This window comes from Paenibacillus sp. FSL H7-0940, from assembly GCF_037979415.1.
Taxonomy (GTDB): domain Bacteria; phylum Bacillota; class Bacilli; order Paenibacillales; family Paenibacillaceae; genus Paenibacillus; species Paenibacillus amylolyticus.
Window position 1 is genome coordinate 2367289 of record NZ_CP150280.1, and the last position, 25481, is coordinate 2392769.

The 25481-nt window shown below is 44.0% G+C and carries 18 protein-coding genes; 8 read left to right on the top strand and 10 right to left on the bottom strand.

What is annotated here, in order from left to right; all coding sequences use genetic code 11:
* Position 1: 1 nt before the first annotated feature.
* The 3 genes from MHB71_RS10390 to MHB71_RS10400 all read right to left on the bottom strand — a co-directional run bounded on the left by MHB71_RS10390 (position 2) and on the right by MHB71_RS10400 (position 4550).
* A complete protein-coding gene (locus MHB71_RS10390; protein WP_036616010.1) occupies positions 2 to 1240 on the bottom strand; it encodes a saccharopine dehydrogenase family protein in 1239 nt (412 codons plus the stop codon).
* Positions 1241 to 2180: 940 nt separating this feature from the next.
* Entirely contained in the window at positions 2181 to 3440 is a 1260-nt protein-coding gene (locus MHB71_RS10395; protein WP_340029505.1) for a cytochrome P450, read from the bottom strand.
* A gap of 216 nt (positions 3441 to 3656) precedes the next feature.
* On the bottom strand, positions 3657 to 4550 hold the full coding sequence (locus MHB71_RS10400; RefSeq protein ID WP_340029506.1) for a TetR/AcrR family transcriptional regulator: 894 nt from the start codon (positions 4548 to 4550) through the stop codon (positions 3657 to 3659).
* A 236-nt stretch (positions 4551 to 4786) separates the two neighbouring features.
* Here MHB71_RS10400 and MHB71_RS10405 point away from each other — a divergent pair, with 236 nt between their 5' ends.
* Both MHB71_RS10405 and MHB71_RS10410 read left to right on the top strand, forming a co-directional pair.
* Positions 4787 to 5434, top strand: a complete 648-nt coding sequence (locus MHB71_RS10405; protein ID WP_340029507.1) for a TetR/AcrR family transcriptional regulator — start codon at positions 4787 to 4789, stop codon at positions 5432 to 5434.
* A 19-nt stretch (positions 5435 to 5453) separates the two neighbouring features.
* Entirely contained in the window at positions 5454 to 7778 is a 2325-nt protein-coding gene (locus tag MHB71_RS10410) for an MMPL family transporter (RefSeq protein WP_340029508.1), read from the top strand.
* Positions 7779 to 7884: 106 nt separating this feature from the next.
* On the opposite strand, the gene MHB71_RS10415 is transcribed toward MHB71_RS10410, so the two are convergent.
* Both MHB71_RS10415 and MHB71_RS10420 read right to left on the bottom strand, forming a co-directional pair.
* Complete coding sequence (locus MHB71_RS10415) at positions 7885 to 8640, bottom strand: gamma-glutamyl-gamma-aminobutyrate hydrolase family protein (protein ID WP_340029509.1); 756 nt, start codon at positions 8638 to 8640, stop codon at positions 7885 to 7887.
* Positions 8641 to 8853: 213 nt separating this feature from the next.
* Complete coding sequence (locus tag MHB71_RS10420) at positions 8854 to 10053, bottom strand: MFS transporter (protein ID WP_036616020.1); 1200 nt, start codon at positions 10051 to 10053, stop codon at positions 8854 to 8856.
* Between the two features lie 245 nt (positions 10054 to 10298).
* Between MHB71_RS10420 and MHB71_RS10425 the strand changes: the two genes are divergently transcribed.
* Complete coding sequence (locus tag MHB71_RS10425) at positions 10299 to 11171, top strand: AraC family transcriptional regulator (protein ID WP_340029510.1); 873 nt, start codon at positions 10299 to 10301, stop codon at positions 11169 to 11171.
* Positions 11172 to 11265: 94 nt separating this feature from the next.
* Here MHB71_RS10425 and MHB71_RS10430 read toward each other — a convergent pair whose 3' ends face one another.
* The 3 genes from MHB71_RS10430 to MHB71_RS10440 all read right to left on the bottom strand — a co-directional run bounded on the left by MHB71_RS10430 (position 11266) and on the right by MHB71_RS10440 (position 16801).
* On the bottom strand, positions 11266 to 13251 hold the full coding sequence (locus tag MHB71_RS10430) for a methyl-accepting chemotaxis protein (protein ID WP_340029511.1): 1986 nt from the start codon (positions 13249 to 13251) through the stop codon (positions 11266 to 11268).
* 243 nt (positions 13252 to 13494) lie between these two features.
* Entirely contained in the window at positions 13495 to 15024 is a 1530-nt protein-coding gene (locus MHB71_RS10435) for a response regulator (protein ID WP_340029512.1), read from the bottom strand.
* A 13-nt stretch (positions 15025 to 15037) separates the two neighbouring features.
* Complete coding sequence (locus MHB71_RS10440; RefSeq protein ID WP_340029513.1) at positions 15038 to 16801, bottom strand: histidine kinase; 1764 nt, start codon at positions 16799 to 16801, stop codon at positions 15038 to 15040.
* Positions 16802 to 17007: 206 nt separating this feature from the next.
* On the opposite strand from MHB71_RS10440, the gene MHB71_RS10445 reads away from it, so the two are divergent.
* The 3 genes from MHB71_RS10445 (at position 17008) to MHB71_RS10455 (ending at position 20094) form a co-directional block, all read left to right on the top strand.
* Entirely contained in the window at positions 17008 to 18321 is a 1314-nt protein-coding gene (locus tag MHB71_RS10445) for an ABC transporter substrate-binding protein (RefSeq protein WP_340029514.1), read from the top strand.
* A gap of 68 nt (positions 18322 to 18389) precedes the next feature.
* Positions 18390 to 19262 carry a sugar ABC transporter permease gene (locus tag MHB71_RS10450; RefSeq protein WP_036616033.1) on the top strand — a complete coding sequence of 291 codons (873 nt, stop codon included), beginning with the start codon at positions 18390 to 18392 and terminating at the stop codon, positions 19260 to 19262.
* Between the two features lies 1 nt (position 19263).
* Positions 19264 to 20094 (top strand): carbohydrate ABC transporter permease, encoded by an 831-nt coding sequence (locus tag MHB71_RS10455; protein ID WP_017688542.1) that lies wholly within the window; start codon positions 19264 to 19266, stop codon positions 20092 to 20094.
* Between the two features lie 117 nt (positions 20095 to 20211).
* Here the strand turns inward: MHB71_RS10455 and MHB71_RS10460 are convergent, their stop codons facing one another.
* Positions 20212 to 20916 (bottom strand): SDR family oxidoreductase, encoded by a 705-nt coding sequence (locus tag MHB71_RS10460; protein WP_340029516.1) that lies wholly within the window; start codon positions 20914 to 20916, stop codon positions 20212 to 20214.
* Between the two features lie 226 nt (positions 20917 to 21142).
* Complete coding sequence (helD, locus tag MHB71_RS10465; RefSeq protein WP_340029518.1) at positions 21143 to 23557, bottom strand: RNA polymerase recycling motor HelD; 2415 nt, start codon at positions 23555 to 23557, stop codon at positions 21143 to 21145.
* 369 nt (positions 23558 to 23926) lie between these two features.
* Between helD and MHB71_RS10470 the strand changes: the two genes are divergently transcribed.
* Positions 23927 to 24244, top strand: a complete 318-nt coding sequence (locus MHB71_RS10470) for a helix-turn-helix domain-containing protein (RefSeq protein ID WP_074095024.1) — start codon at positions 23927 to 23929, stop codon at positions 24242 to 24244.
* 146 nt (positions 24245 to 24390) lie between these two features.
* Complete coding sequence (locus MHB71_RS10475; protein WP_340029519.1) at positions 24391 to 25269, top strand: NmrA family NAD(P)-binding protein; 879 nt, start codon at positions 24391 to 24393, stop codon at positions 25267 to 25269.
* Positions 25270 to 25481: the final 212 nt, after the last annotated feature.

Below are 25481 nucleotides of genomic sequence, written 5' to 3' on the forward strand. Positions count from 1 at the left end.
TTTAGCGAACAAGCTCCGATTCTTTAACTTCTTCTGGCAGCTCATCAACGAGTACCGGGTTGAAGTCTTCTACCCATGGGAGGCCCCATTTGTTCAACTCTTCCATGAATGGATCTGGGTTGAACTCTTCTACATTATATACGCCTGGTTTGTTCCATTTGCCTGTCATGACCATTGCTGCACCGATCATTGCTGGAACGCCTGTTGTGTAAGAGATCGCTTGGGAACCCACTTCTTTATAACACTCTTGGTGATCACAGATATTGTAAACATAATATGTTTTGTCTTTGCCGTCTTTTTTACCTTTGAAAATACAACCGATGTTTGTTTTACCTACAGTACGTGGTCCAAGGGATGCTGGATCAGGCAGTACTGCTTTCAGGAATTGCAGTGGAATAATTTGTTTACCTTCATATTCAATAGGCTCGATTGAAGTCATGCCTACATTTTCAAGAGCTTTCAAGTGAGTCAGGTAGCTTTGACCAAATGTCATGAAGAAACGGATACGTTTCAGACCTGGCATGTTTTTTGCCAAAGATTCCAGTTCCTCATGATACAACAGGTACATGTCTTTCTCGCCCACTTCTTTGAAGTCGTAGACACGTTTGATTTCCATCGGCTTCGTTTCGATCCATTCACCATTTTCCCAATATTTTCCGTTCGCAGATACTTCGCGAATGTTGATCTCAGGGTTGAAGTTGGTTGCGAACGGATAGCCATGGTCGCCGCCATTGCAGTCCAGAATGTCGATGTACTCAATTTCGTCAAAGTAGTGCTTCAGGGCATAAGCGGAGAATACGCCAGTCACTCCTGGGTCAAATCCACTACCGAGCAATGCAGTGATGCCTGCTTGTTCAAAACGCTCTTTGTAATCCCATTGCCAGCTGTATTCAAACTTCGCTGTATCATGTGGCTCATAGTTCGCTGTGTCCATGTAATTTGTTTTAGTTGCAAGACAAGCATCCATGATTGTCAGATCTTGATACGGCAAAGCAAGGTTCATAACGATATCCGGTTTAACTTCGTTGATCAAAGCGATCAGTTCGTCAACATTGTCAGCATCAACTTGTGCTGTTGTAATTTTTGTTTTTCCGCCGTCCAGCTTGGCTTTGAGTTCATCACATTTTGATTTTGTACGACTCGCGATGCAGATTTCCTCAAAAACTTCGCTGTTTTGAACGCATTTGTGTACTGCCACGGAAGCAACGCCGCCGGCGCCGATGATTAGTGCTTTTCCCATTTTACATTCTCCTATCCCAATATGTATTTTTTTAAAATTGGTTTAATACGGTGACAACAAGACAACAAAAAAAGCAAGGTGAAAAATGCTCGCAATCGCGCATCATCACACTTGCTTATCGATATACATCATAAAAAAGACGTGAAGTCTCCATGACCAAAAAAGTTCACAAGAACTCCTTTGGCGGAAAGCTCCTTCATGTATATCAATATTGGATCAGAGTCTATATAGCAAATAATTCGCCTTTACCACTCTTATTGACCGTTTCACAAGTTGATGTGCAATTGCACTGGTTGTAAAGTAACCAACTTATAAAATTTGAGCTTTGAACTCAATCAATAAAGCAACGTAAGTTGCCAATCGGCGTTTGACCCGGCTGTCCGTATGGCCTTAACTTCCTGGTGAAGTGGTCAAAATTATCTGCTGGAAAGCTCTAATTCATATTGATAAATTAACTTCCCAAAATCACAGGTCTTACACTATCAGACGTTGAAAAAAAAATCAAGCAATTATCAAAAAAAAATTTTTTGTCCGGATAACGACTAGGAATGAAATTGAATATCCTTCGAATACTTTTAACCCTTCTGCGCCCAGTAGTTTCCCTACTACCTCAGGCTTTTGAGGACTTTTGTCGAATACTTCTTCACACGAGATCATGATGTTGCCACCAGCAATTTCCGCTAATTGATCATGAGCCGAATGGTTCGTTTCCTTCTTTGCGAGCTTGCAGAGCAATCTCAATGGCTTTATGCATGAATTGTTCATCTTTATTCATAAGGTTTACCTCCACCACAAAAATTATGTATCCCACTTTATCTTTTACATTAAGCAGTGTTCAATCCATTAACATGTTTCTTGTTCATTCCATTCTATCATCTATACAAATAAAGAGTATGACGAAAATTCGTCATACTCCAATGGGTCACACTAAGTTTATCTATTAAAATTTCACAGGCAATGCTGCCAATCCCTGTGATGACAAAGCAGAGTGCCAATGAATCTCTTCCTGAGGAATACTGAGCTGAATATCCGGTAGCCGACGTAAAAGCGTAGTAAACGCCACGTCCCCTTCTACACGAGCAAGCGGAGCGCCAAGACACATATGAATGCCGTGTCCAAAGGCCAAATGCCGTTTTATTTTGCGTTCGATATCCAACTCTTCGGGGTCAGTGAACTGCTGCTCGTCCCGATTCGCTGATTTCAGAAGGGGAATCACAACATCTCCCTTTTGAATCAATTGTCCATCCAGCTCCGTGTCCTGTGTTGCATAACGAGGACCTGAGGAAGTCGCGGGTCCGTTAAATCGCAGCAACTCCTCCACCGCAGAAGGAACCAGATTTAGATCTTGTTTCAGTTGTTCCAGTTGTTCGGGATGTGTCAGAAGAAGATAAGAGCCGGTTGCAATCAGATTGGAAGTTGTCTCATGTCCAGCAAATATTAGTAACGTGATCATGGATATTAATTCATCTTCATTCAATCGATCACCCTCCTCCTCAATCGCAATCAATTGACTGATGAGATCATCTGAAGGTTCCACCCGTTTGTTCGCGACAAGCTGTGAGGTGTACTCTGCGAATGATCGCAAGTGCTGCGCTACTGCAGGGTCCTGTTTACCAAAACCAAGACCTTTTGCAATGGCTTCAGACCATACATGAATCTGAGGTCGGTCTTCCTGAGGTATACCCAACATCTCGGAAATAACGTTTATTGGGAAAGGATAGGCATAGTCTTTTACAAGATCCATCTCTCCTTTGCCTTCAAATTGGTCAATCAACTCATCGGCAATTTCCTGGACGCGTGGACGCAGGCTTTCCATATATCTTGGCGTGAACGCTTTGGAAACCAGGCTACGCAGTCTTCGGTGATCCGGTTCATCAACAAAGAGCATCGACTTTCCGGTAAAAAAAGTCTGGGGTTCCGATGAACCAAGCTCACCTGAGAGATTCTTTCTAATATCATTGCCACTATCAATAGAGTTCATATCTACCGTAAATCGAGAGTGATCTTTCAGCACTTCCATGGCAACGTCCATCCGAGTTACAATCCAGGTTTGCCCTGCTCCACCCATTGGATTAGGAATAGGGACAACGGAACCTTTGGCACGCATCTGTGCAAACATGGCAAATGGATCTTTACTATTTTCTTCGCTAAACAAATTAAATTCTACTTTTTCTGATGTCTGGTTATTCGAGTTATTCATATAAATCTTCCTTTCGAAGTGAAGTTATTCAAATCTATGGAAATATATGTTCATTCTGATTATATACTACTCGTATAATTAATTTCAAATCTCATAGTTTGAACAGCAAAAAACAACTGTTATAACAACAAATAATTAATATACTAATAGTATATTAATGATAACCAGAGGCATAAAAAAACAAAAAAAGAGGTCGGCTACGAGCCAACCCCCATATTAATTACGTTGCTTCACTAGTTCCAAATACCACCAACAGGCTTCGGTCAGTCTATTGGCTTCAGATTGAAACGTACTGGATTTGTACTCTTTGTGAAACGCTTGCAGCACCACTTCGATTACAGGAATATTTAAATCCTCTTGATCTTGTAATAGCGCTAAGAGCCCCTTCGAAAGTTGCTTGAATGATCCAGATTCCTTGGATTTTTGTACACGGTTGTTGAACTCATCCAATTCGATCAATATATTATCGATGTCCAGACCCATATCATGGTTACGCTCATCGGCATTCAGGAAATAGAGAGACTGAAAGTCGAAAATATGTTCATTTCTCTGATGCATTGTTCTTAGGATCACTTCAATGTACGTTAATACTTTGGGAACCACTTCGCTCCATACCGGTTTTTGCGTATTTAGACTTCTTGATGTGTTGGCAATCTGATGTAATATGCCGTAGCACAATATGGCCCCTTCGTTGGCATATAAGCTAATATCGTTCCCGTAAACCTGAATCAAGCGTGTGGACAGCCATTTTAGGTGAACTGTAGCCAGTTTGGCTGAGTTGATCTCCCCGGAATAAAAACCCGTCCAATATAATTCCCATACTCGCTCTTTATTAGGTACAGACATAGGAATCGCAATCTGATCTACGAGCAGGTCATAATCCGATGTATAGTGATTTTGTTCAAGCTCTTTACGAATGAAAACATCCTCTTGCATACGCTGATCAATAATAGAATATAAACAGTCTTCTTTTGAACTGAAGAATTTGTAGAATGTGCCTTTGGATACACCCGATTGATCCAAGATCATCTGGATTGTTGTATTTGCATAGCTGTGCTCTAAAAATAGTGCAAGTGCTGTTTCCAATAAACTTTGTTTACGACTACTCATATCTCGTTATCGCCCCAAGTTTTTCTATTGATTTTAACATTCATTCCTCAGGAGTTGAAGCATTGATTCGCAGTATAGCTGTCATATAAAATAATTGCACAATGAGTAAATTTGCACAATGAGCAACTTGTTTGTTATGATAAACCTCACAAAGTGCATATTCAGTAAGTGTGCTCTTCTTAAAAGAATTAAACCATAGTCATTGGTGTTGGAGGTGAACGCATAAGCGGAGAATAATGATCAAACGAAACTTGCGACATTTGAAGAAAGAAGCAACTGAAAAAGCACTTGCTAGTGCTGCATTTGAACTTACCCTTGAACATGGGCTTGATGGCTTTACGGTTGAAGATATCGTGCATCAGGTGGGTTGTTCCCGCAGAACATTTGCAAACTACTTCACATGTAAGGAAGAGGCAGTAGCCAGAGGCGCAATATCCGTTCAGAATACAACGGAACTCGAAGAGTTGCTTACCGAATTGCCCGACAACGTCTCCTTGCTTGAGGTACTGTATAACCTGATCAAGATGCAGCTTACAACAGAACTAATAGGAAGACTTCATCAGCTACTATCGCTATCCCAGACCTATCCCGTGCTTGAACCGCATTACCTTGGAGCCATGCACCGGATGCAGACGCAGGCACAAGATACCTTATTAGACTTATCTAACGGGAAGTATGACGAGATCTATACTTATCTTTTGATCAACGCACTATATGGAACAATACTGCCATTAATTGATGGAAGACTCAATGTGTTACTGCCCGGACAAGTCATTACTGAAGATACCAAGCCCGGTGTTTTAACATTCGATCAATTTTTGGAAACCACGTTTAATCATTTACGGGCAGGATTTGAACATGCCAACCATCCACATTCATCATAGAGGAGTGTAAAATAGAGAAATGTCTACATTATTATACAGAGTGGGGAAAACCGCTTTTAGCAAACCTGCCTATTTCATCATTGGCTGGGTTTTAATTCTGGGAATTGTCATCTCCATGATCAGCATCAATGGTATTCACATCAGTTCCGAAATGAAGATTGAAGGCACAGAGTCACAGAAGGTTCTGGATCAATTGGCAAAAGAACTGCCTGCCGCCTCCGGCGGTCAAGGAAGTGTTGTCTTCAAAGCTCCAGACAACGAGCGTTTGGATACGCCTGAACGTTTGGCCGCCATGATGAAAGGTGTTAATGAAGTTTACGGATTAGACAAAGTCATTAACCCTGCGGACTATGCAGCTGAAGCGGGTAATTCGGGTGCTCAGGCGGAAATGGCTCAGAATGCTCAGGCTACTGATATGGCGCAATCCGCAACAACCACGCCTCCTCCCTATGGACCTTTGATGGTGGATGGTGTTCCTGTACCTGGAATGCTGATCTCTTCAGACGGCAGCATTGCACTGTTCCAGTTCCAATTTACAATTGAACAGTCTGCCATAACACAGGATGTATTTGATTCCGTTATTCAGTCCGTTATGACGGTAGAGCAAGGAACCAATATTAAGGTGCTGCCGGGCGAAACGCTCAAAACGGTATCGATTGGGGTCGGCTCGGCTGAGATTGTCGGATTGGTGATTGCTGTCATTGTATTGCTGATCACCCTTGGCTCCGTTGTTGCAGCAGGTCTACCTCTGATCACTGCACTCCTCGGTGTTGCCATTGGAGTTGGTGGTGCGTTCTCCATCTCCAAATTCATTGAAATGCCTAGTGTCACTTCCGTTCTAGCTCTCATGGTTGGATTGGCTGTTGGAATCGACTATGCGCTCTTCATTGTTAATCGCCAGCGTCGAATGATCATTGATCAAGGCTTGAGCGCAAAAGAAGCAACGGCCAGAGCCATTGGTACATCGGGCAGCGCAGTATTTTTTGCCGGATTAACCGTCATTATTGCACTGTGCGGTATGCTTGTCATCGGTCTCACATTCTTGTCTACGATGGCTTTAGTCGCAGCTGCCACTGTGCTCATCAACGTATTTGTTGCTTTAACCCTGTTGCCGGCTTTACTGGGATTGGTAGGCGAACGCATCTGTTCCGCCAAAGCTCGTGAGAAAAGCACGAAACATCCTAAAGCCGCTAGCCACGGAGTAGCGGATAGATGGGTGAAATTCGTTATCAAGAATCGTTGGGCTACCATTATCGCCATCATCGTTATTCTAGGTTTTGCGGCGATACCTATCTCGAAAATGGAAATGGGTATCCCTGGTGCTTCCTCAGCGAATCTTGATACAGATGCAAGACAGAGCTATGATGCTATATCAGAAGGCTTCGGAGAAGGATTCAACGGACCCCTTATTCTGGTCGCAGAGCCTAATCAATCTTCTGCTAAAGTTACGCCGGAACTCTTGGGTGGTCTGGTGATGGAACTGCAAGGTCAAAACAACGTTGCACAGGTTACACCGCTTGGGATGACAGAAGATTTGGCGATCTTTAGTCTCATTCCAAAAACGGGTCCTAACGATGCGCTCACTAAAACACTGGTCAGTGATCTGCGCTCGGCTGATTCGAGTATCGCACAGACCTATGATGTGAAGCTTGGGGTTACGGGTCTTACGGCAGTTAACATTGATATGTCTGCCAAACTCGCGCAGGTATTCCCTATTTATGTAGGCATTATCATCCTGTTGTCGCTGATCATCCTGTTACTCGTATTCCGTTCGATCATCGTTCCCATCAAAGCAACGATTGGCTTCCTGCTTAGTATCCTGGCTACATTCGGGATTACAACAGCTGTATTCCAATGGGGCTGGTTGCATTCACTCTTTGGTTTCGATACCGGCGGACCGTTGCTAAGCTTTATGCCAATCATCGTCACAGGTATTTTGTATGGCCTCGCGATGGACTATCAAGTCTTCCTGGTTAGCTCCATGCGGGAATCATATGTTCACGGTCATCGCGGCACCGAATCCGTCGTTCATGGGTACAATCAGGTCAGTCGCGTGGTCGTTGCAGCAGCAGTGATTATGGTCTCTGTATTTGCAGGATTTATCTTCACCGATGATGTCATGATCAAGCAGATTGGTTTCACCTTGGCGGTAGGCATCCTAATCGATGCTTTCATCATCCGTATGGGCTTGGTCCCTGCCATCATGGCGATCTTCGGTGACAAAGCTTGGACACTTCCGAAATGGCTGGATCGTATCCTGCCAAACCTGGATGTTGAAGGCGAGAAGCTGATTGCTTCCCTGAATGCTGAAGAGCATGCCAACACGAAGTCTGGATCAAAATAATTCTGCCAATAGAACGGCGATACCATGATTACTATCATGACTAGATTCACCAATACAAAGACCTCCTGTTTTTATAAACAGGAGGTCTTTTTTTCTTTTTCACATTTTATGCGGTGATGTCTTCAATATGGATAGTATAGCGTGGGGATTTAGCAGCATTAACAAACGCCGCAAATAACTTCTGACTGTAGTCATCTACTTTGTAGCTGTACTCTGGATGCCACTGCACAGCCAAAACAAATGAACGGTTTGGCATGACCACGGATTCAACGAGCCCATCTTCAGCCACTGCCACGGCAGTTAACTTATCCGATAACATTTTGATTCCCTGATGGTGATAACTGTTCACTTTTATCGTATCGGTTTGCAAAATATCGTATAGGATATTATTTTTCTCAATATGTACATCATGTACAAGATCCGTATACGGCGGACTTTGCTTATGATTAACGATCTTGTTCCCATGAAGTTGAAGGCTAGTCGGAATATCTTGATATAACGTTCCACCCAACATAACGTTAAGTAGTTGTAGTCCACGGCATATGCCAAAGGCAGGTTTATCAAGCTCAATTACCTTTTGTAATAATATCGACTCCATCATATCGCGTTCAATACACAGCTCTCCACAGGTAACCTCTGCATGCTCATCATACAGCTCGGGATTGAGATCATGTCCCCCGGTGAACAGGAACCCGTCGAACTGATTAGCCAGCGTTGCTATGATCTCGGTATCCGTTGTCAAGGGCAGCATAATTGGAATTCCACCTGCTCCTTCTATGGCGTTCATATAATCTGGAAGCATCCAGTAACTTTTTTTGTCTGTATCATACAAAGGCAGAACACCGATCATCGGCTTTTTCATGGGTTCCCCTCCTATCTTTTCATTCATTTTATCAGATCTCTTCATATACAAATTCACTGAATTATTGCATTTTCCTACCTTTACAATCTGCGCCCGTTACATCCGGAATGCTGGAAAACTAAGAAAACAAACAAAGCCGTATAACAGCGACTTTGTTTGTAGTTCATATACCATATATATGCATTCATGCGTTTAGTCTAGACAGCATCTCATCTAAGCTGCTTTTACAGTGGTTGCTTCGTCTGAATTCACTTGGATGGAACGCTGGCATATCAGGGTAACGACAAAAGCCAGCAAGGCAAGCATCACAGCCACTGGAGGCACCCACTGGAGACCACCCATATTAACGGCAATTCCCCCGACACCAGAGCCTAGCGCTATACCTACATTGGCCGCCACAGGCAGGAGTGTAGATGCAAATGCTTTGGACCCCGGCGCGATCGATCCTGACACATCAAACAAATATAACTGGGATGCCGCGCTCATGGAGGATGACAGACATCCAATCAGGAACAGGAATGCCAAGCCGAGCCACACATTAGAAACGGTAAAACTCATTCCTAGGAACAAAATGGCTTGGATGACGAAAAGCCGTTTGAGCTTGGGCAGGAAGTCACCCCTGGCTATTTTGGCACCAATCCAGTTACTCAGGATGCTACAGGCTCCATAGATCAGAAGTATGGCACTAATCCATTGAACTGGCACACCCATCGTCTCACTCAGGAGTGGCGTAATGTACGTAAAAACGACAAAAATACAGCTGTTTCCCAGTACCGGGATCAGACAGGCCAGCAATATCCGTGGTTTTAAAAAGAGAGACATCTGATCACTGAACGAACCTGCAATCGTTGTTGTTTGGCGTGGCAGAATACGGAACATGAACACCAGCGGCACAACACCTATGCATGCCGTAACAACAAACGTCATGGACCAGCTCAGATGTTGTCCGATAAAAGTACCGAGCGGAACACCTAGCACATTAGCGATTGAAAATCCGCCCAGAATCCAGGCGATAGCTTCCCCTCTTCGCTCCCGGTTCACTGCGTCGCTTACGATCGAGATCGAAAGTGATATCGTAAGTCCACAAGCAACGGCTGATACGATGCGAATGGCCATCAGAGAAGAGAACGTTGTTGAGAACACGGTTAATAGATTTAATGCTAACACGATTGCAAATCCAATCAATATGGAACTTCTTCTGGATATTTTGGCTAAGAAGGCCACAGCAAATGGTGTACCCACTGCGTATGCAATCGCAAAACCGGAGACAAGCATACCTGCGGCAGCAAGTGATACTTTCATGTAACTTTCAATTTCCTTCAACACACCCACGATGACATACTCGGTTGTTCCTAATACAAAGCTAACAAGCGTAAGCGTTAAAATAAGTAGGTTCTCTCTATTTCTAGTCATAAATCAATACTCACTAATCCTTTCTATTGTTGCAAGCGCTTCAATTCTGTCTACGATCATTAATTCATGTATTTTCTGCTTTCCCATCCCTTCACTTTCGATATATAGTACATTTTGGATAGTGAAATTGTACTGTCAGATATACCATGGCGACAATCAAGGTTGTTGTGGTTTTATTGCAAAACATTATATATGTTGTCATTTCAATACAGACTTTCATTACTGATTCTGAAGGGAAGACATAGATGAATACACACCACGAATTCGGCCAACGGCATCCAAATCGAGATTGCACCATTATTTATGTAGGAAAACTGGCCGACAATCCCCATTGGAGTTTTCCGACGCATAAACATGACGATCTGCATGAGATTATCTACGTAACTGAAGGCAAAGGATTGTTCACCATTGACGGTACCAAACACTGGGCCCAAAAAGGGGACATGCTCATTTATAACAAGGGTACTCTTCACGAGGAGAAGTCCAATCCTGAATTCCCGTTATCCACCTTTTATTGCGGCTTTCGTTTTGCAGAAGGCACCCAGACCCTTGAGGATTGGGTCATCCCTCCCTCTAACAATCCGATCATTCGAGCCAACCGATATTCCGATGAGCTCCATTCGTTAATGCAGACTCTCTTCAATGAATTTTCAATCCGGGAACATGGATACGAGTCGATCTCTGGGCATGTCCTGAAAGCAATACTTCTGATCATCGATCGGCAGTCCCGTCAACAGCTTCCTAGTGGGGAGAGCGTTGGGAGCAACACCCTTGCTGAGAGCATTAAAGACTATTTGGATACCAACTATCGGCAGAACATTAAACTCAAAGAATTGGCAGATCAATTTCATATCGATTTTTATTACTTAATTCATATGTATAAAAATCACTTTGGCACTTCTCCTTATCATTACCTGATTCAACGAAGAATGGGTGAAGCCACCCGATTATTAGTCTCAACCAACAAAAAAATATGGGAAATCGCCAAACTGGTCGGTTACGATAACCCCAATTACTTTACGATTTTATTTACCAAAACGGTTGGTGAATCACCACGAAGTTTCCGAAAAAAGAATCAAAAGGATATGTTCGGGGATGAGGTGTCACATTCTTACTAATCTTACTACATGCAAAAAGGCGCTCCATTGGGGGAGCGCCTGGTGCTTTACATATCTCTTTACATATTTCTTTACACATTTACTTACTTCTACTCTAAAGCTTAAAGCGGCGAACCAATTCTTGCATGTTCTCAGCTGTTTTGGATAGCTGTGCAGATGATGCTGATATCTCCTGCATCGCCGCCATTTGCTCTTGGGCTGCTGCTGAAGTTGTCTGAGCACTGTCAGCCGACACTTTAGAGATATGACTCATCGCGGCAACGGTAGCCGAGACTTCTTCTGTACTGGCTGACAACTGTTCTGAGACAGCGGAAATATCCTGAATTTGATCCACGATATGTGTTGTATACTGTTCAATGTTCGATATGGTTGCTGAAGCTTCTTGGCTGATCCGCATTCCTTCACCGACTTGATTACGAACTTTATCATTCATAAGAGACGTGGATTTGGCAATCAGATCAAGCATTTTGCCAATGGTAGCGCCAATCTCGTCCGCACTTTGTTTGGATTGCATCGATAACGTTCGTACCTCTCCAGCAACGACAGCAAAACCTTTACCGTGTTCTCCTGCTCTTGATGCTTCAATAGAGGCATTCAGTGATAGAAGATTGGTTTGCCGAGAGATATCCGCAATTGCTTCATTCATTCGATTGGCTTCGGCGGATAGACTGGACAGCTCATTAATCAATGCCGAGGTTTCTTCAACAGCTCCGAGAATATGTTCCATTTGTTCTCCGACCTGGTTTATGGTTTTCCCACCATTAGCAACAGCGCGCTCCGTCTCTTCAGCCGAATCCACAATCGCGCTCGCAGATTCTGCAATTGTACTGATGCCTCTCGCCATCTCTTCTACGGCATTCGCGGTTTGTTCCGAATTCTCCGCCCCAACGATAGCTGATTCGGCAGTCTGTTGCATGGTTTCAGCCACATGTTGAACCGATTGAGTCGTTTGTTCTGTGCTCTCCTGAATCATTTGTGAAGAGTGGCTTAACAACGATGATGTCTGATGAAGTTCAGCAACCACCGATTGAAGGGAACTGGTCATTTGATCAAAATCATTTGCCAATATACCAAATTCGTTTTCGGTTTTAAGATTCACTCGTTCAGACAGATTCCCTTCGCTTACGCTGCGAGTTGCCTTTCGCAGTTTTTGCATAGGTACAATAAAAGATCTCAGAATGAAGAAAATAATTACACCGGCAATCAATACAGATATAACAATGACCGTTAGACTCGATACCATAATCGGTTTCGCTGCGGCGATAAAATCTTCATGGCCCATCAAAGCAATGACATTCCAACCCGTCAAAGCATTAACACCGTTATATACCTCCAGATCATACGCCAGATCCGTTCTGACAAATTGAGAAAATGCCATCGGTTCATCGGAACTTGAAGCCGTATTAGGATGGACTGGAATTCCCTCAATAAGTGCTCCGCCGAGCTCTCCTCCTCCACCTTTTGCAATCGCACCGGACCAAGCCGCAATCGTTCGATTGGAGTCCACTACAATCAGACTTCCATTGCCTCCTACATCAACATATGATAACGCTTTTGCTAATGGCTCCAGATCAAGTTTAATACTTGCTACACCTTGTTCATTTGACAGAGCTTTTGAAATCTCTACATAAATCTTCCCGGATGCCGGATCATTCATAATACTCGAAAAATAGAGTGCTCCATTGTTACTTTCACCATTGGCATACCATTCTGTGCTGCGTGGATCGTATGTTGCATCCTCTATTGCTGGAGATGATATAACACCGCCTTGGTCGTTGCCCACGGTTATGGCAAGAATATCAGGATATGTATCAGCTAACTGGTCGATTCCTACTTGTACTGCTTCGTTGTTCGTCTGACTGGGGGTGGTGCCATACATACTGTCTATGTAACTCAATAATGCTGCTTTTTCCCCCACCAGATTGTTAATATGCTGCCCTGTCATGGTTAAAATGGTGTTGATGGGATCCGTCATTTTTTGTTGTACCTGATCTTTGGCACTATCATATGAAAAGTATCCGATAAGTGCAGTGGGGATAATAAGTACCGCAAGGAAAGCTGCAATGAGTCGAGTACTCATTAATCGTAAAACGGCTCCTCCTTTCTTATAAAATGACCTTTTTTCACTTTCCTTTTTCAAGTTCAATCTTCCTCTCTTTATTCATTTTTGGTAGAACTAATCGGCCAGTAAACGCAAAAAAACCCATATATATGCACACCCAAAGAAACTTTGAGCATGTATATACATAGGTATTGCCTGAATGAATTCAGTAACAAGCCGTATTTGTTTAGTATTATAACATAAATAAAAAGGGTTTGTTAACTATGATTGGGTCTTTATACCAGACATCTGTTGTTTATAATCCGTAGGACTTAGCCCCGTATACTCTTTGAACACCTTCGAGAAATAGTGCTGGTCGCTAAACGACAGTACATCGGAAACCTCCTTAAACTTCATGTCGGGTTGACTTTCCATCAGTCTGCAGGCCTCCTGAATGCGAAGCCGGGTGTAATACTGGACAAACGTAATTTGTGTTGCATTTTTGATCACTCTGCTGACATACGACGGGCTAACGTGAAACTTCATGGCAATGTCGTTGATAGATAATTGAGAGTATTTATTTAGTTTTACGTAATCGTCAATCTGTTCGAACAGGATCGCCTTGCTTTTTCGAACGTGGGATTGCAGCATATCGAAGCACTGTCCCGTCCATTCCGCCAGTTCCCGGCAAAAATCGGCATAGGACTGTGCCTGGGCGAATTGTCTTGACCGAAGCTCCAGACCCAATCTCATGCCCGACCCCTGTTCCTCGTACAGATGAGCAAACGTGTCTACAATCAATCCGATAAACCGCTCCACCTCGGTCATATGTACATTTTCCTCTGCCCATCGATTCAGCAATTCGGATAACTTAAAAGCAAACCGCTCTTTCTGCCGAGCCTGTATCATCTGTACAAAAGCAGATTCCTGCACCGGATCCAGACAGCCTGTCTCCGATCTGGCCATCGACACCGGATTCCCGGTATCCAACACTATTCCTTGTTTCAACCGTTGCTGCTCAGACAAAATGGAAGACATGCGGTGATAGAGCTCCGGCAGATTACCAGACTCAGCGAATAGAAGTTGTCCTCCAATGATTGCATCGATGTCATGCGCAACCAAATGCCGTCGCAACGATTCAAGACATTCATGTACGGAAGAGTACACCTCAAGTGCACTCTTGTTGACAAAAGCGATAAATTGATATGGGGTTTGACTGATGTACACACGACAAGGATGGAATGCAAAAAAATCCTGAACTAAACCCTCAAGTTCCACCTGCACCCATCGTTCATGCCCTGCGGTAAAAGGCTGTTTGCTCATAATGATCATCATCTGGCTGAATAAAGGCGGAAACTCCTCCCCTTGTTTGGGCGTAGTCTCACATTGGGGATGAATGATTTCCTGCAAATCCAGCAGTTCCTTGGACATCTGTTGATCAAGTTGGTCAATTACCCGACCCATGACTTCTTCAAGCGCCTCTCGCTCGACGGGTTTTAACAAATAGTCAAACACTTGCAGGTTCAATGCTTTTCTTGTGTATTCAAAATCGCTATAACCGCTAATCAAGATGACCTTCAGATCCGGGTTGGCAATTTTGGCTTGCTCAATCAGAGACAGCCCATCCATTTTCGGCATTCGTATATCGGTCAACAGCAGATCAATCGGTTCCTGCTTTAACGCTGCCAAGGCTTCTTCTCCATTCGTTGCCGTAGCCGCTACACGAATCGGGAAGCTCAGCGTCTCCAAGAGTATTTTAATATTACGTAATATCGGTTTGCTATCCTCAACGATCATAACGTTATACATCATCTATGCCTCCTCGCTAGTAAAAATCTCTCGTCAGTGAGCCGATGATTTGAATCGTTGCTCCATGTTGCTCTTCCGCATGATTGTTAAATATATTAATAAAAAGCCGGTTGTTATACATTAGTTTGAGTCGATTGACACTATTGATAATCCCCATGTTACCAAGGGCTGTGGCACGATCGGTAGTCTGGTTCATTCCGGAACCCGATGCCTGAATATTGGCTAAAATCTCCTGGATCTTATCCGGTGGAAAGCCTTCTCCGTTATCTTTGATCTCCAAAGCCCATAATCCGTTATATTGCTTCACGGTAATCTGGATACGCCAAGGCGGCACGGTGTTGGCAAAGGCATGTTCAATGCAGTTTTCCACAAACGGCTGAATGACCAACCGTGGCAATCGGATTTCGTTCGCCAGCTCGTCTGCACGGATGTCCCACTCCAGATCCTCTTCGTACTTTTGTTGTACAAGGGACAGATAATGTCTCGTATGTTGAAGCTCCTCAGCCAAAGTCACATGCGCGTATGGTGAAGAGACAATATAACGCAGACTGTCCGAAAGATGTTTGCACATATCCGATACAACTTTGGTCTTGCCCTCTTGGGCGGCAATACTGATCAGGTATAAGACATTATGAATAAAATGAGGTGCGATCTGGGCTTGCAGCGCCGAATTACGCGCCTTTACTTCTTCATGAAGCGCCGATTTTTCCCGGTCAATCGATTGCTGCAGCCTCTCCATCAGATCCTGAAAGGCTTCATTTAGCAATAACAGATCGTTGTTCTTCGGCGTTTCATCCACTTTCAGATTCATATTGCTGTAGTTCATGCGCCAGATCTGACCGCGTAGCTTGCGGATAGGCAGCAGCAGGTTACGTGTCGACAAGAAGATATACACAAATGAAACCAGCATCAGTGCTGTAATCAGCAGAATGGACATCGTCTGAACCGAATGGATCGAACCCAGAACAGATTTTTTTGGCGTTATGATATACGTGATCCAACCTGTACTGGGTGAAGTGGAATGCGTGATATAATTGTCGTCTTTGTCCACATCCAGTCCCTCGTCTGATGAAGGCTTTGTCCAATTGGCAAATGTCACACCCGCTTCCGAGCCCGTCATCTGCTCCCCTTGTGTATTCAGAATATAGACATCGCCAGCGGTAATGCCCTCCGTTAGGTTCTGTATATAGGCCTGTTCCATCTGGATGCTAAGATAACCGTACACCTTGCCGTTCTGATCATTGATCGTGCGCACAAAGGAGATCGTATCGTCTTGACGCAGCAGAACAAAACCACTTTCCGTCCAATCTCGTCCGACCTGACTACTCTCCATCATGGTGTTCAGGATTGCGGGAGGATTGCCCGAACCCAGATATGATGTCAGGAGAACCCCGTGATTGTCGTAGATAGACATGTCCTTGATATTCATACTCGGCCCAATGGCCTGAAACATAATGTCTTTGATGATCCGAATCTGTTTCAGCCTTTCATAATTACTATGCGCAGAGGAACTCTTGTCCATGGCTGCAAATATATTTTTGCTGGACAATATTCGCTGTGACATTTGGTTCTGCTGTTCTACGTAAAGGTCAACCTGCTCTCTTACCTTCGTAGCTGTAACGAGCGTATCCTGCTCTGTTTTCAGTTTGAGCGGGCGGACAACGATCACATTTACATACACGATAAAACAGCCCAGCACAAACAAAAGCAGAGCCAGAAATGTCAGAAACACCTTTGTCTGCAAACTGAATTGAGTTGCTTTATGTATGAGCTTTGCCATTCTCAGAGATGCCCTCCTGTTCTGACATGATGTGAAATCCCTTATATTCCTGTCTACTCTATCACGGTATTTCATGAAATGATAGCGATTTCAAGTTCAGGATTTTACACATCAACGTTCAAGCACAGACATGTACCGGGGCGAGAAAAGAATCTATAATCGGACTTGTAAACGGATTCACTAAATGTTTCAGAGGGGGATTTGCATTGAAAACAATAAAAAGAAAAAAGGCGTTTTCTATTATTCTGGCCAGTTTATTATCGGTCTCGTTAACGGCTTGTGGATCAGGGGGTACGGATTCCGGCACAGTTGCCGGCGGGGACAGCAAGAGTGGCAAAGTCACATTGGAGCTGGCAATCTCTAAAAGTTCCCAGGACTCTGCTTTCATCCAGCAGGACATTCTTGATGCATTCGAAAAACAAACAAACATTCGTGTCAATTTGCAGCTGATTCCAGCGGAACAAACAACAACTGTACTGCAAACCAAGCTGGCTGTAGATGAAACGCCTGATATTATTCAGTACAATCTGGCGAGCGCAGTCACGGATTTGAACCTTGAACGTAACTTCGAGATTCTGGATAACGAGCCTTGGGCGAGCAGAATTGTGAACAAAGACGTCCTCTCTTCTGGTGGCCATCTCTACAGCTTCCATGTCAGCCAAGATACGGGGATGCAAGGGGTCGTTTATAACAAACAAATCTTTGAAGAACTCGGGTTGTCGATTCCAACTAACTACGAAGAATTCCTGGCGATCTGTGAAAAAATTAAAGCAAGTGGCATTACGCCTGTATTCATGCCTTACAAAGATGCCTGGGCTGCCAACATCTGGCCTGCTGCAGCTTTTGCCGATTTTGTAGCCAAAAATGAACCAACTTTTTTTGATGAGCTGAACAGCAATAAGAAAAAATGGTCTGATATCCCGGAATTCAAAACATTCCTGGAACAACAATATGAAATTTACACCAAAGGTTACACCAACACGGATGTACTTAGCGACAGCTATGACATGGCCGTAGGTAAATTCCTGAACAAGGAAGTAGCCATGATGTTTATGGGCGATTGGTTAATCGAAGGCGTGGCCGAGCAAGATCCCAATATGGAACTGGGCGTATTCCCGATTCCATCGTTGGATAATGCCAGTCTGGGTGCAAGTCCACTGGGCGGACAACTGTTCATTCCGAAGAAATCCAAACATCTGGATGAAGCCAAACAGTTCCTGGACTATATCGCTTCCAAGGATGTCGCACAACAGATCGTGGACTCCAAAGGATACGTATCCAATTTCAGTGACGTTACTACACCGGAACTTCCAGCCTACAAACAGGATATTGTAGACAATTATATTACGCCGAAGAAAACCGTGCTGACAACGGATGCATACATGCTGGTTGATCGCAGCGAACTGTATCGGTTGTTACAGGATCAATTCGCGGGTGGTTTGTCACCGGAAGAAGTACTGAAATCCTGGGATGAGAAGTTCAGTCAGCTGATGCAGGATAAAGGTGTAGAAGGTTTCTAAAGAGTGAAATATAAGGCAGCATAACAGGATCGACCGTTATGCTGCCTGGCTATAACGGAGTGTGAGACATGAAAAGGACTAAAAATCTGTACTCGTATTACATGATATTTCCCGCACTGATTATCTACTCCATCTTTTTTGTTGTGCCTGCTCTCGCCGCTTTCTATTATTCGTTCACGGATTGGCGGCTGGATCGGCTGGAGCTGAAGTTCATCGGGTGGGATAATTTCAAGAAAATTTTCTCAGACAAAACGCTTATTCTGGCGCTGAAAAACACGGCAATATTTGCAATCGTCACCGTCGTTGGCAAAAATGTCATCGGTCTATTGCTGGCCGTAGGACTTAACATGCGACTAAGAACAAAGAACCTGCTACGCGCGATCTTCTACTCCCCTTCCATTCTCAGCATCCTTGTGATCAGCATTCTGTTCACTCCCATGTTGCGTACCGAAGGTACAATCAACAATTTGTTGGAATCTGTAGGATTACATTCGTTAAGCCAAGCTTGGCTGACCAACCCATCGATTGTGATCTGGACGATTGCCATCGTCTCGATCTGGCAGAGTGCCGGGTTCCAGATGGCCATCTATCTGGCGGGCCTGCAGTCCATTTCTCAAGAGTATTACGAAGCAGCCAAGATTGATGGCGCAAGTTCGTGGAGAAGTTTTTTCAAGATCACACTACCACTCTTGCTGCCCGCAATTAACATTAACTTGATGTTGACATTGATCGGTGGACTCAAAGTATTCTCCGAAGTATATGTCATGACCGGTGGTGGCCCGGGTAACGCTTCCCAGGTCGTAGGTACGATCATTCTGCGATCTTTCGGCGAAGGCAACTGGGGACTTGGTACCGCGGTCAACACACTTCTCTTCGTGGTCGTTACCATTATTGCTATACCGCTATTGATCTTCATGCGGCGTAAGGAGGTTACGGAATAACATGGGCTATACACGCAAACTCGCCATCCGCAACTATATCGTGGAAGGTTTCCTGATTCTGGCCTCTCTTATCGTTCTGTTGCCGCTTGTCATTCTGATCTTTGGTTCATTCAAAACCAGTGCCGAAGTGCTTAGTTTCTCCCTGAGTTTTCCGGAAACATGGCAGTTCTCGAACTATGTTCGTGTCTTCCAGGAAGGCGGACTGTCGCGAGCGTTCTTCAACAGCATTTTGATTACTGGCGTATCTTCCATCATTAATATCGTTGCCTCTTCGGCAGCGGCATTCATTCTGGCACGTCGGGAAACCAAACTATCCGGCACGATCTACATGTATTTCTTCATGGGACTGATTGCGCCAATGTCGATTATTACGACCATACGGGTTGTACAGGGATTGGGATTCTACGGCAGCATCACAAGTGTCATCCTGATCTACGCCGCGTTAAATACAGCCTTCAGTGTATTCTTGTATAGTGGATTCATCAAAACCATTCCACGAGCGCTGGACGAAGTGGCATTTCTGGAAGGAGCAAGTGTGTTCGGGGTGTTCTTCCGCATCGTCACACCGCTCATCCTGCCCGTTAACGCAACGGTAGCGATCATGGTGTTCATGTCCGTCTGGAATGACATTACAATTCCGGTATACTTCCTGACAGACAGTTCCACCTGGACGATGCCACTATCGATCTACAATTTCTACGGCAAATATAGCCGGGACTGGAACCTGATCTTCGCCAATCTCGTGCTTACTTCCCTGCCTGTATTCATCCTGTATCTATTCGGGCAAAAATATATCGTCAGCGGCCTTACTGCCGGTGCAGTTAAAGGTTAAACCTTATATTCTCACGGTTCTCAAGGCATAGAATTGGATTATTCATGACGTACTCAACCCCCACCAGATCTGGTGGGGGTTGTTTTATTTATAGCGTGAAAATGCATCTACACTTCTCTATTTTTGAAACAATTGCGGGTAAAGGGCAGCAACACCACCAGCAAGACCCTGTTGTACATTCCGACTAGTATCATCAGCAATAATCTCGTAGAGATCCGCTTCGATGGAATCTATTGCAATTTTGGCAATATCCGTTGGGTTCGTTTTTGGTGCGTCGATACCTGCAGTCATATCCGTATCCATGAACGCCACGTGCAATCCGGCAACACTAACGTTCTTAGGGGCTAATTCCAGACGTAATGCATTCGTAATTCCCCACTGAGCGGATTTTGCAGCTGAATATGCACCTGAATTACCAAGGCTGAGCCAAGATAGAGCAGACAGGATATTCAGTATCGAACCTCCCCCATTCTTCTCTATTACCGGTGCAAACGCACGAATCATTGAAAGCGTACCGAATACATGTGTATTGAATTCCAAGTGAATATCGTTCAGCTCACCCGTGAGCAGAGAAGCACCCGTAGCGGAACCGGCATTATTGATTAGAAGGGTTACATCACTAGCTATCTCAGCTGCAGCCATGACAGATTGTGGATCCGTAATATCGAGTTGTAGTGGAATAGCCCCGGGCAGATCAATGGATTCAGGGTTTCGTGCCCCAGCATACACTTTGGTTCCCCTCGCCAGCAGTTCAAGAGCAAGCTCCTTGCCCAACCCTCGATTAGCCCCACTTACAATAGCAACTTGTTTGGAAATATTCATTTATTATTACTCCCTCTCATTGAGAATGTATTCATTTTCGAGCTGTTATGGGAATGATCATTCTCATAACTCCCAATATCAATCTATCACATCGGGAACGATCAGTAAAGAATAACTTTTATGATTCATGTCTTTAGTAAAAGAAGATGCCCGATAACCTTTGAAATAAGGCTCCGAGCATCTTTCTTTGGTCCTTCATTGAGAACGGATTTACTTTACTTATGAATTACGTTCTTATGTCATATAAATTCGCAGGTAACGCCTGCACAAATGGTGACCAGTCACTCACTGTATATAGATGAAGTCGGTGCATGGCCCGTGTGCAGGCCGTATACAGAAGCTTGCGATCATATTCCTGGCTGTAAGCAACGGGTGAAGCATCATAGACCAGGACAGCATCGAACTCAACGCCTTTGGCGAGATACACAGGAATAACCATGATTCCTTTTTCGAAAATCTGTGTGTCCTTTGTTATGAGCTGCAACCCTTCGCCGCCTTGACTTTGCAACCTTTCATAGGCGTCACGGCTTTCAGCCGCGGTCTTTGTAATCACAGCGATGGAATCAAACCCCTCCGCCTTAAGCGCGGCGATGTCTGCGAGAATCTGCGCACCACGCATCTTTTCGTCCTTCAATCCTGTTAAAAGAGGCTTCTGATCTCCCCTTTCAAACGGTCTAATCTCTTCTCCCCCTGGTAACATCTGTCTCGTGAATTCAACAATCTCTTTGGTTGAACGATAACTGCGTACGAGCCGTATCAAAGTAGTTTCGCCTTCTCCATATAGGTGAACCAGTGGCGAGTTGGATGCTGCCAAATCCGTAGCCTGCATAAAGATCGCTTGCCCGAAATCCCCCAGCACCGTCATGCGGGAACGAGGAAACAGTTTCTTGAGATATTCGTATTGAAACGCCGAATAATCCTGGCCTTCATCGACAAAGACATAACGAATCTCTGTGTTCGTCCGGACGCCTTCGATCATCTCTTTTACATATAAATACGGAGTAGCATCCTCATGGAACAGCTTGTTCTGAAGGATCATTGCCTTGGTCTGTTTACAAATCTCAGGCCAGTGCTGTGGGGGGATTGCCCCATTCGTTTGTTCCCGATAAGCGGTCTCATCTACAAATAGTTGTTCGTATATCCCTTTCACATCCACGAACTGAAATTTCCGCACACTCTTTCTTAAAGGTTTAAACATGTCTTTCACCAATTTCTGACGAAGCAACTCCTCTTCCCGCACTCCAAAGTTAAAGGCACCCTCATCTTGCACTGCCTTGTTATTTCCGTTCTCACGGGCTGCATATTTTTCCGCCACATCAAACACAGGCTTTTCTTTGTGCAACATGCGGAAAGCTTCCATATAATCATCTGTGTCCAGATAATTCAACTCCTCCTGAACCCAGTCTGCTTCCCGTTCCAGACGTTCCAGCGAAACGAGTTCTCTCAGCAACCATTCCTGCAAAAGAAGAATGCGGTTGGACAAGGTAAGATTTTGATCCAAACTGTAGAATTGAGTCTTGATTTGGTCTGAACTGATGAATTCACGTCCCCGAAATTGAATGCCGTTAAACCGCATCCCCTCTCTTCCTAACCACTTACCGTAGTTTTGGAGCACTTGCAGGAATGTCTCGGAAGCTTTGTACTTGATCGCCTCCATACGAGCTTCATATCCCGGATCATTCTGAGCTGTCAGCACATATTCAATCTGATCAAAGGCATCCTCTGGTTGGATGGAGGAATCCAGCCAATAATTCAGATATTCCTGGAAAGTCGTCTGCTGCATATTCTCTTCCCCAAGTTCCGGGAGCACAGTCGAGATATAACTGGTAAACATCGGATTCGGCGAGAAAAGTACAATCTGATCTGCTTTAACTGTCTGGCGGTGTTTATATAGTAAGTAAGCGACTCGCTGTAACGCAGCCGACGTCTTGCCACTGCCAGCTGCCCCCTGAACGATAAGCATTCGGCTTCGGTCATCACGGATGATGGCGTTTTGTTCCTTCTGGATAGTTGCTACAATACTCTTCATTTGTGAGTCTGCACCCTTGGCGAGCACTTGCTGCAACAATTCGTCACCAATCGTCTCAGTTGAATCAAACATGCTATGAAGTTGCCCATGTTGAATCTGGAATTGACGCTTGAGCTCCATCTTTCCTTCGATTCGTCCTGAAGGTGTGTCATAACTTGCTGGCCCGGGAGAGTGATCATAGTACAGACTCGCAATTGGCGTACGCCAGTCATAGATTAGAAAGTTCAAACCATCTTCATCCATGAAGGATGATACGCCGATGTAGATCTGTTCAGTCAATGTCATGCCTTTTTCCTTATAGTCGAAACGGCCAAAATACGGCGTTGGAAGCAGTCTCTTTGTATTTTTCCATTGTTGTGTTAACAGCTTGTGCCCGCGCTCCCTCTCCGCCAACACTCTCGACTGCTGATTAATGGTATAGAATGCATCTTCAAAATCCGTGTACGAACCGTTATTAATCGTCACTTCTTCCCAGAACCGTTTACGAATTTCGGCAGCCTGTTCATGCAGTCCGGCAACCTTCGGTTCTAACTCGTCGAGTCGTGCCTGAAGCTTGTTCCTCACCTGCACTAGTCTTTCCTCTTCCAACTTCCATTCCACTGTTTTATCCATGAATGAGTCCACTCCCTTTTCCATTTATTAGGGCCAAAAAAAAAGAGCATTGACAAATCGGAATGTCGGATGTAAAATTAAATTAGGAGAAATAATGATTCACCCTTTTTATTTAATCGAAATGTCAAGTGTGCTATAGATTATATCATGGCTTTTTTTCACGTTCAATGCTTTTTTTCATTCTGTCTGAGTTGAACAATAATTTCTATTATATAAGGTGTCCCTCGAGCTACACTAGGGGCATCTTTTTTGTGTCCTGGGCATGGTTCATATCCTGAATGCGCTGTAAAATATACACCCCTTTATAAATTCGATAAAATGAACGAAACATGAAACATGAGTTGATGTTTTTGGGAGGGATACATAAACATGAATATAGAATCTGTGGAGGACCGTTGTCCTGTTGAGTTTGCAGTCAATATGATTGGTGGGAAATGGAAGTTATTAATTATAAATCGGCTCATCCGCCATTCAACAATTCGATTCAATGAATTACAGAAAATGCTGGACCCCATTACGCATCGCACATTAACCAGGCAATTACGAGAACTTGAAGAAGCTGGTTTGATAAACCGTGTTACCCACCCTGTAGTTCCGCCTAAAGTCGAATATTCCCTTACAGAAAAAGGACAAAGCCTGACTTCGATCTTGTTTCAGCTAGGTGATTGGGGATCGAAACATATGTAAAACGCCTTCCCATAGTATCCTAAGGGATACTCTATATCATTAATGTGCGTACTTACGCTCCTATTCTAAATCCGTTATGCTGAGGTCATTGTTGAGTGTTAACTCATTCATTCCAATCACATATTGAAAGGAAGTTATTGACCACTATGACACAAAGTGATCGATTTTTAGTATATGGGGCATCGGGCGCCCAAGGCGGCGCTGTCGCTCAATTACTCGTTCAACACGGTTGTGAGGTTCGCACGATTACTCGAAATGAGGCAACAGCCAACACACTGAAGGAACAAAACATTGAAGCTTTCATCGGGGATCTATCAGATGTGGAACAGCTCCATACGGCGCATGAAGGTGTAAGTAAAGTCTTCCTGAACCTGCCGGTGGAGTTCAATCCGGATAAGATCAGACAATATACCAAAAATGTAATTGATGCTGCTATACAGGCAAACGTTAAATTGATTGTAGTTAACACAGGTACCTATGTTCCTGACCCTATCACCCATTCCAAAGGAATTGAATTGAAACGTGAAGTTATCCACGAATTGCAGCAAAGTGGTCTTCCATATATCATTGTGGAACCCATTGTATACTTGGAAAACTTCCTGATTCCCGGAATACTGAACAATGGCGTTTTGGCCTACCCGGTACCAGCAGACAAGCCGATCTCCTGGATTAGCTTAAACGATGCAGCTCAATTCCACTACTATGCCTTGACTCATTCGGAATTGGCAGGAAGCATTATCCCAGCACCAGGATTAGAAGCCCTGACAGGTACACAATTAGCGGAACAATTCAGTGCTGTATTAGGTGAAAAGATCAGCTTCATGTCTCTTCCTTTTGATCATTTTGAAGCAGCGATTCAGCCTTTGTTGGGAAGTGAGACAGCAGCAGGTCTTAAAGGATTGTACCAATGGATTGATGGGCATACAGATCTTCTTCCACGGTATGAAGAGTTAGATGATAATATCAAAGCCAATCTTAAATTAACCAAAATAAGCGATTGGATTCATCAAACAATGATTAAATAATATTTTATGAACAAGCCATTTGAATCTCCAACGGAGAAACGAGTGGCTTGTTCTTTTTATATGAGAACTTTAATGGGCTCAACTGATTCAAATTCAGAGATTCTGATAGGATTAGGCAAAACTTTGATAGAAATGTGGTACAGGTTGTTCCCTTCATTATGACATAATAATGTGTATATAGATCACCCTACAGGTGGCAATAATAAACATTA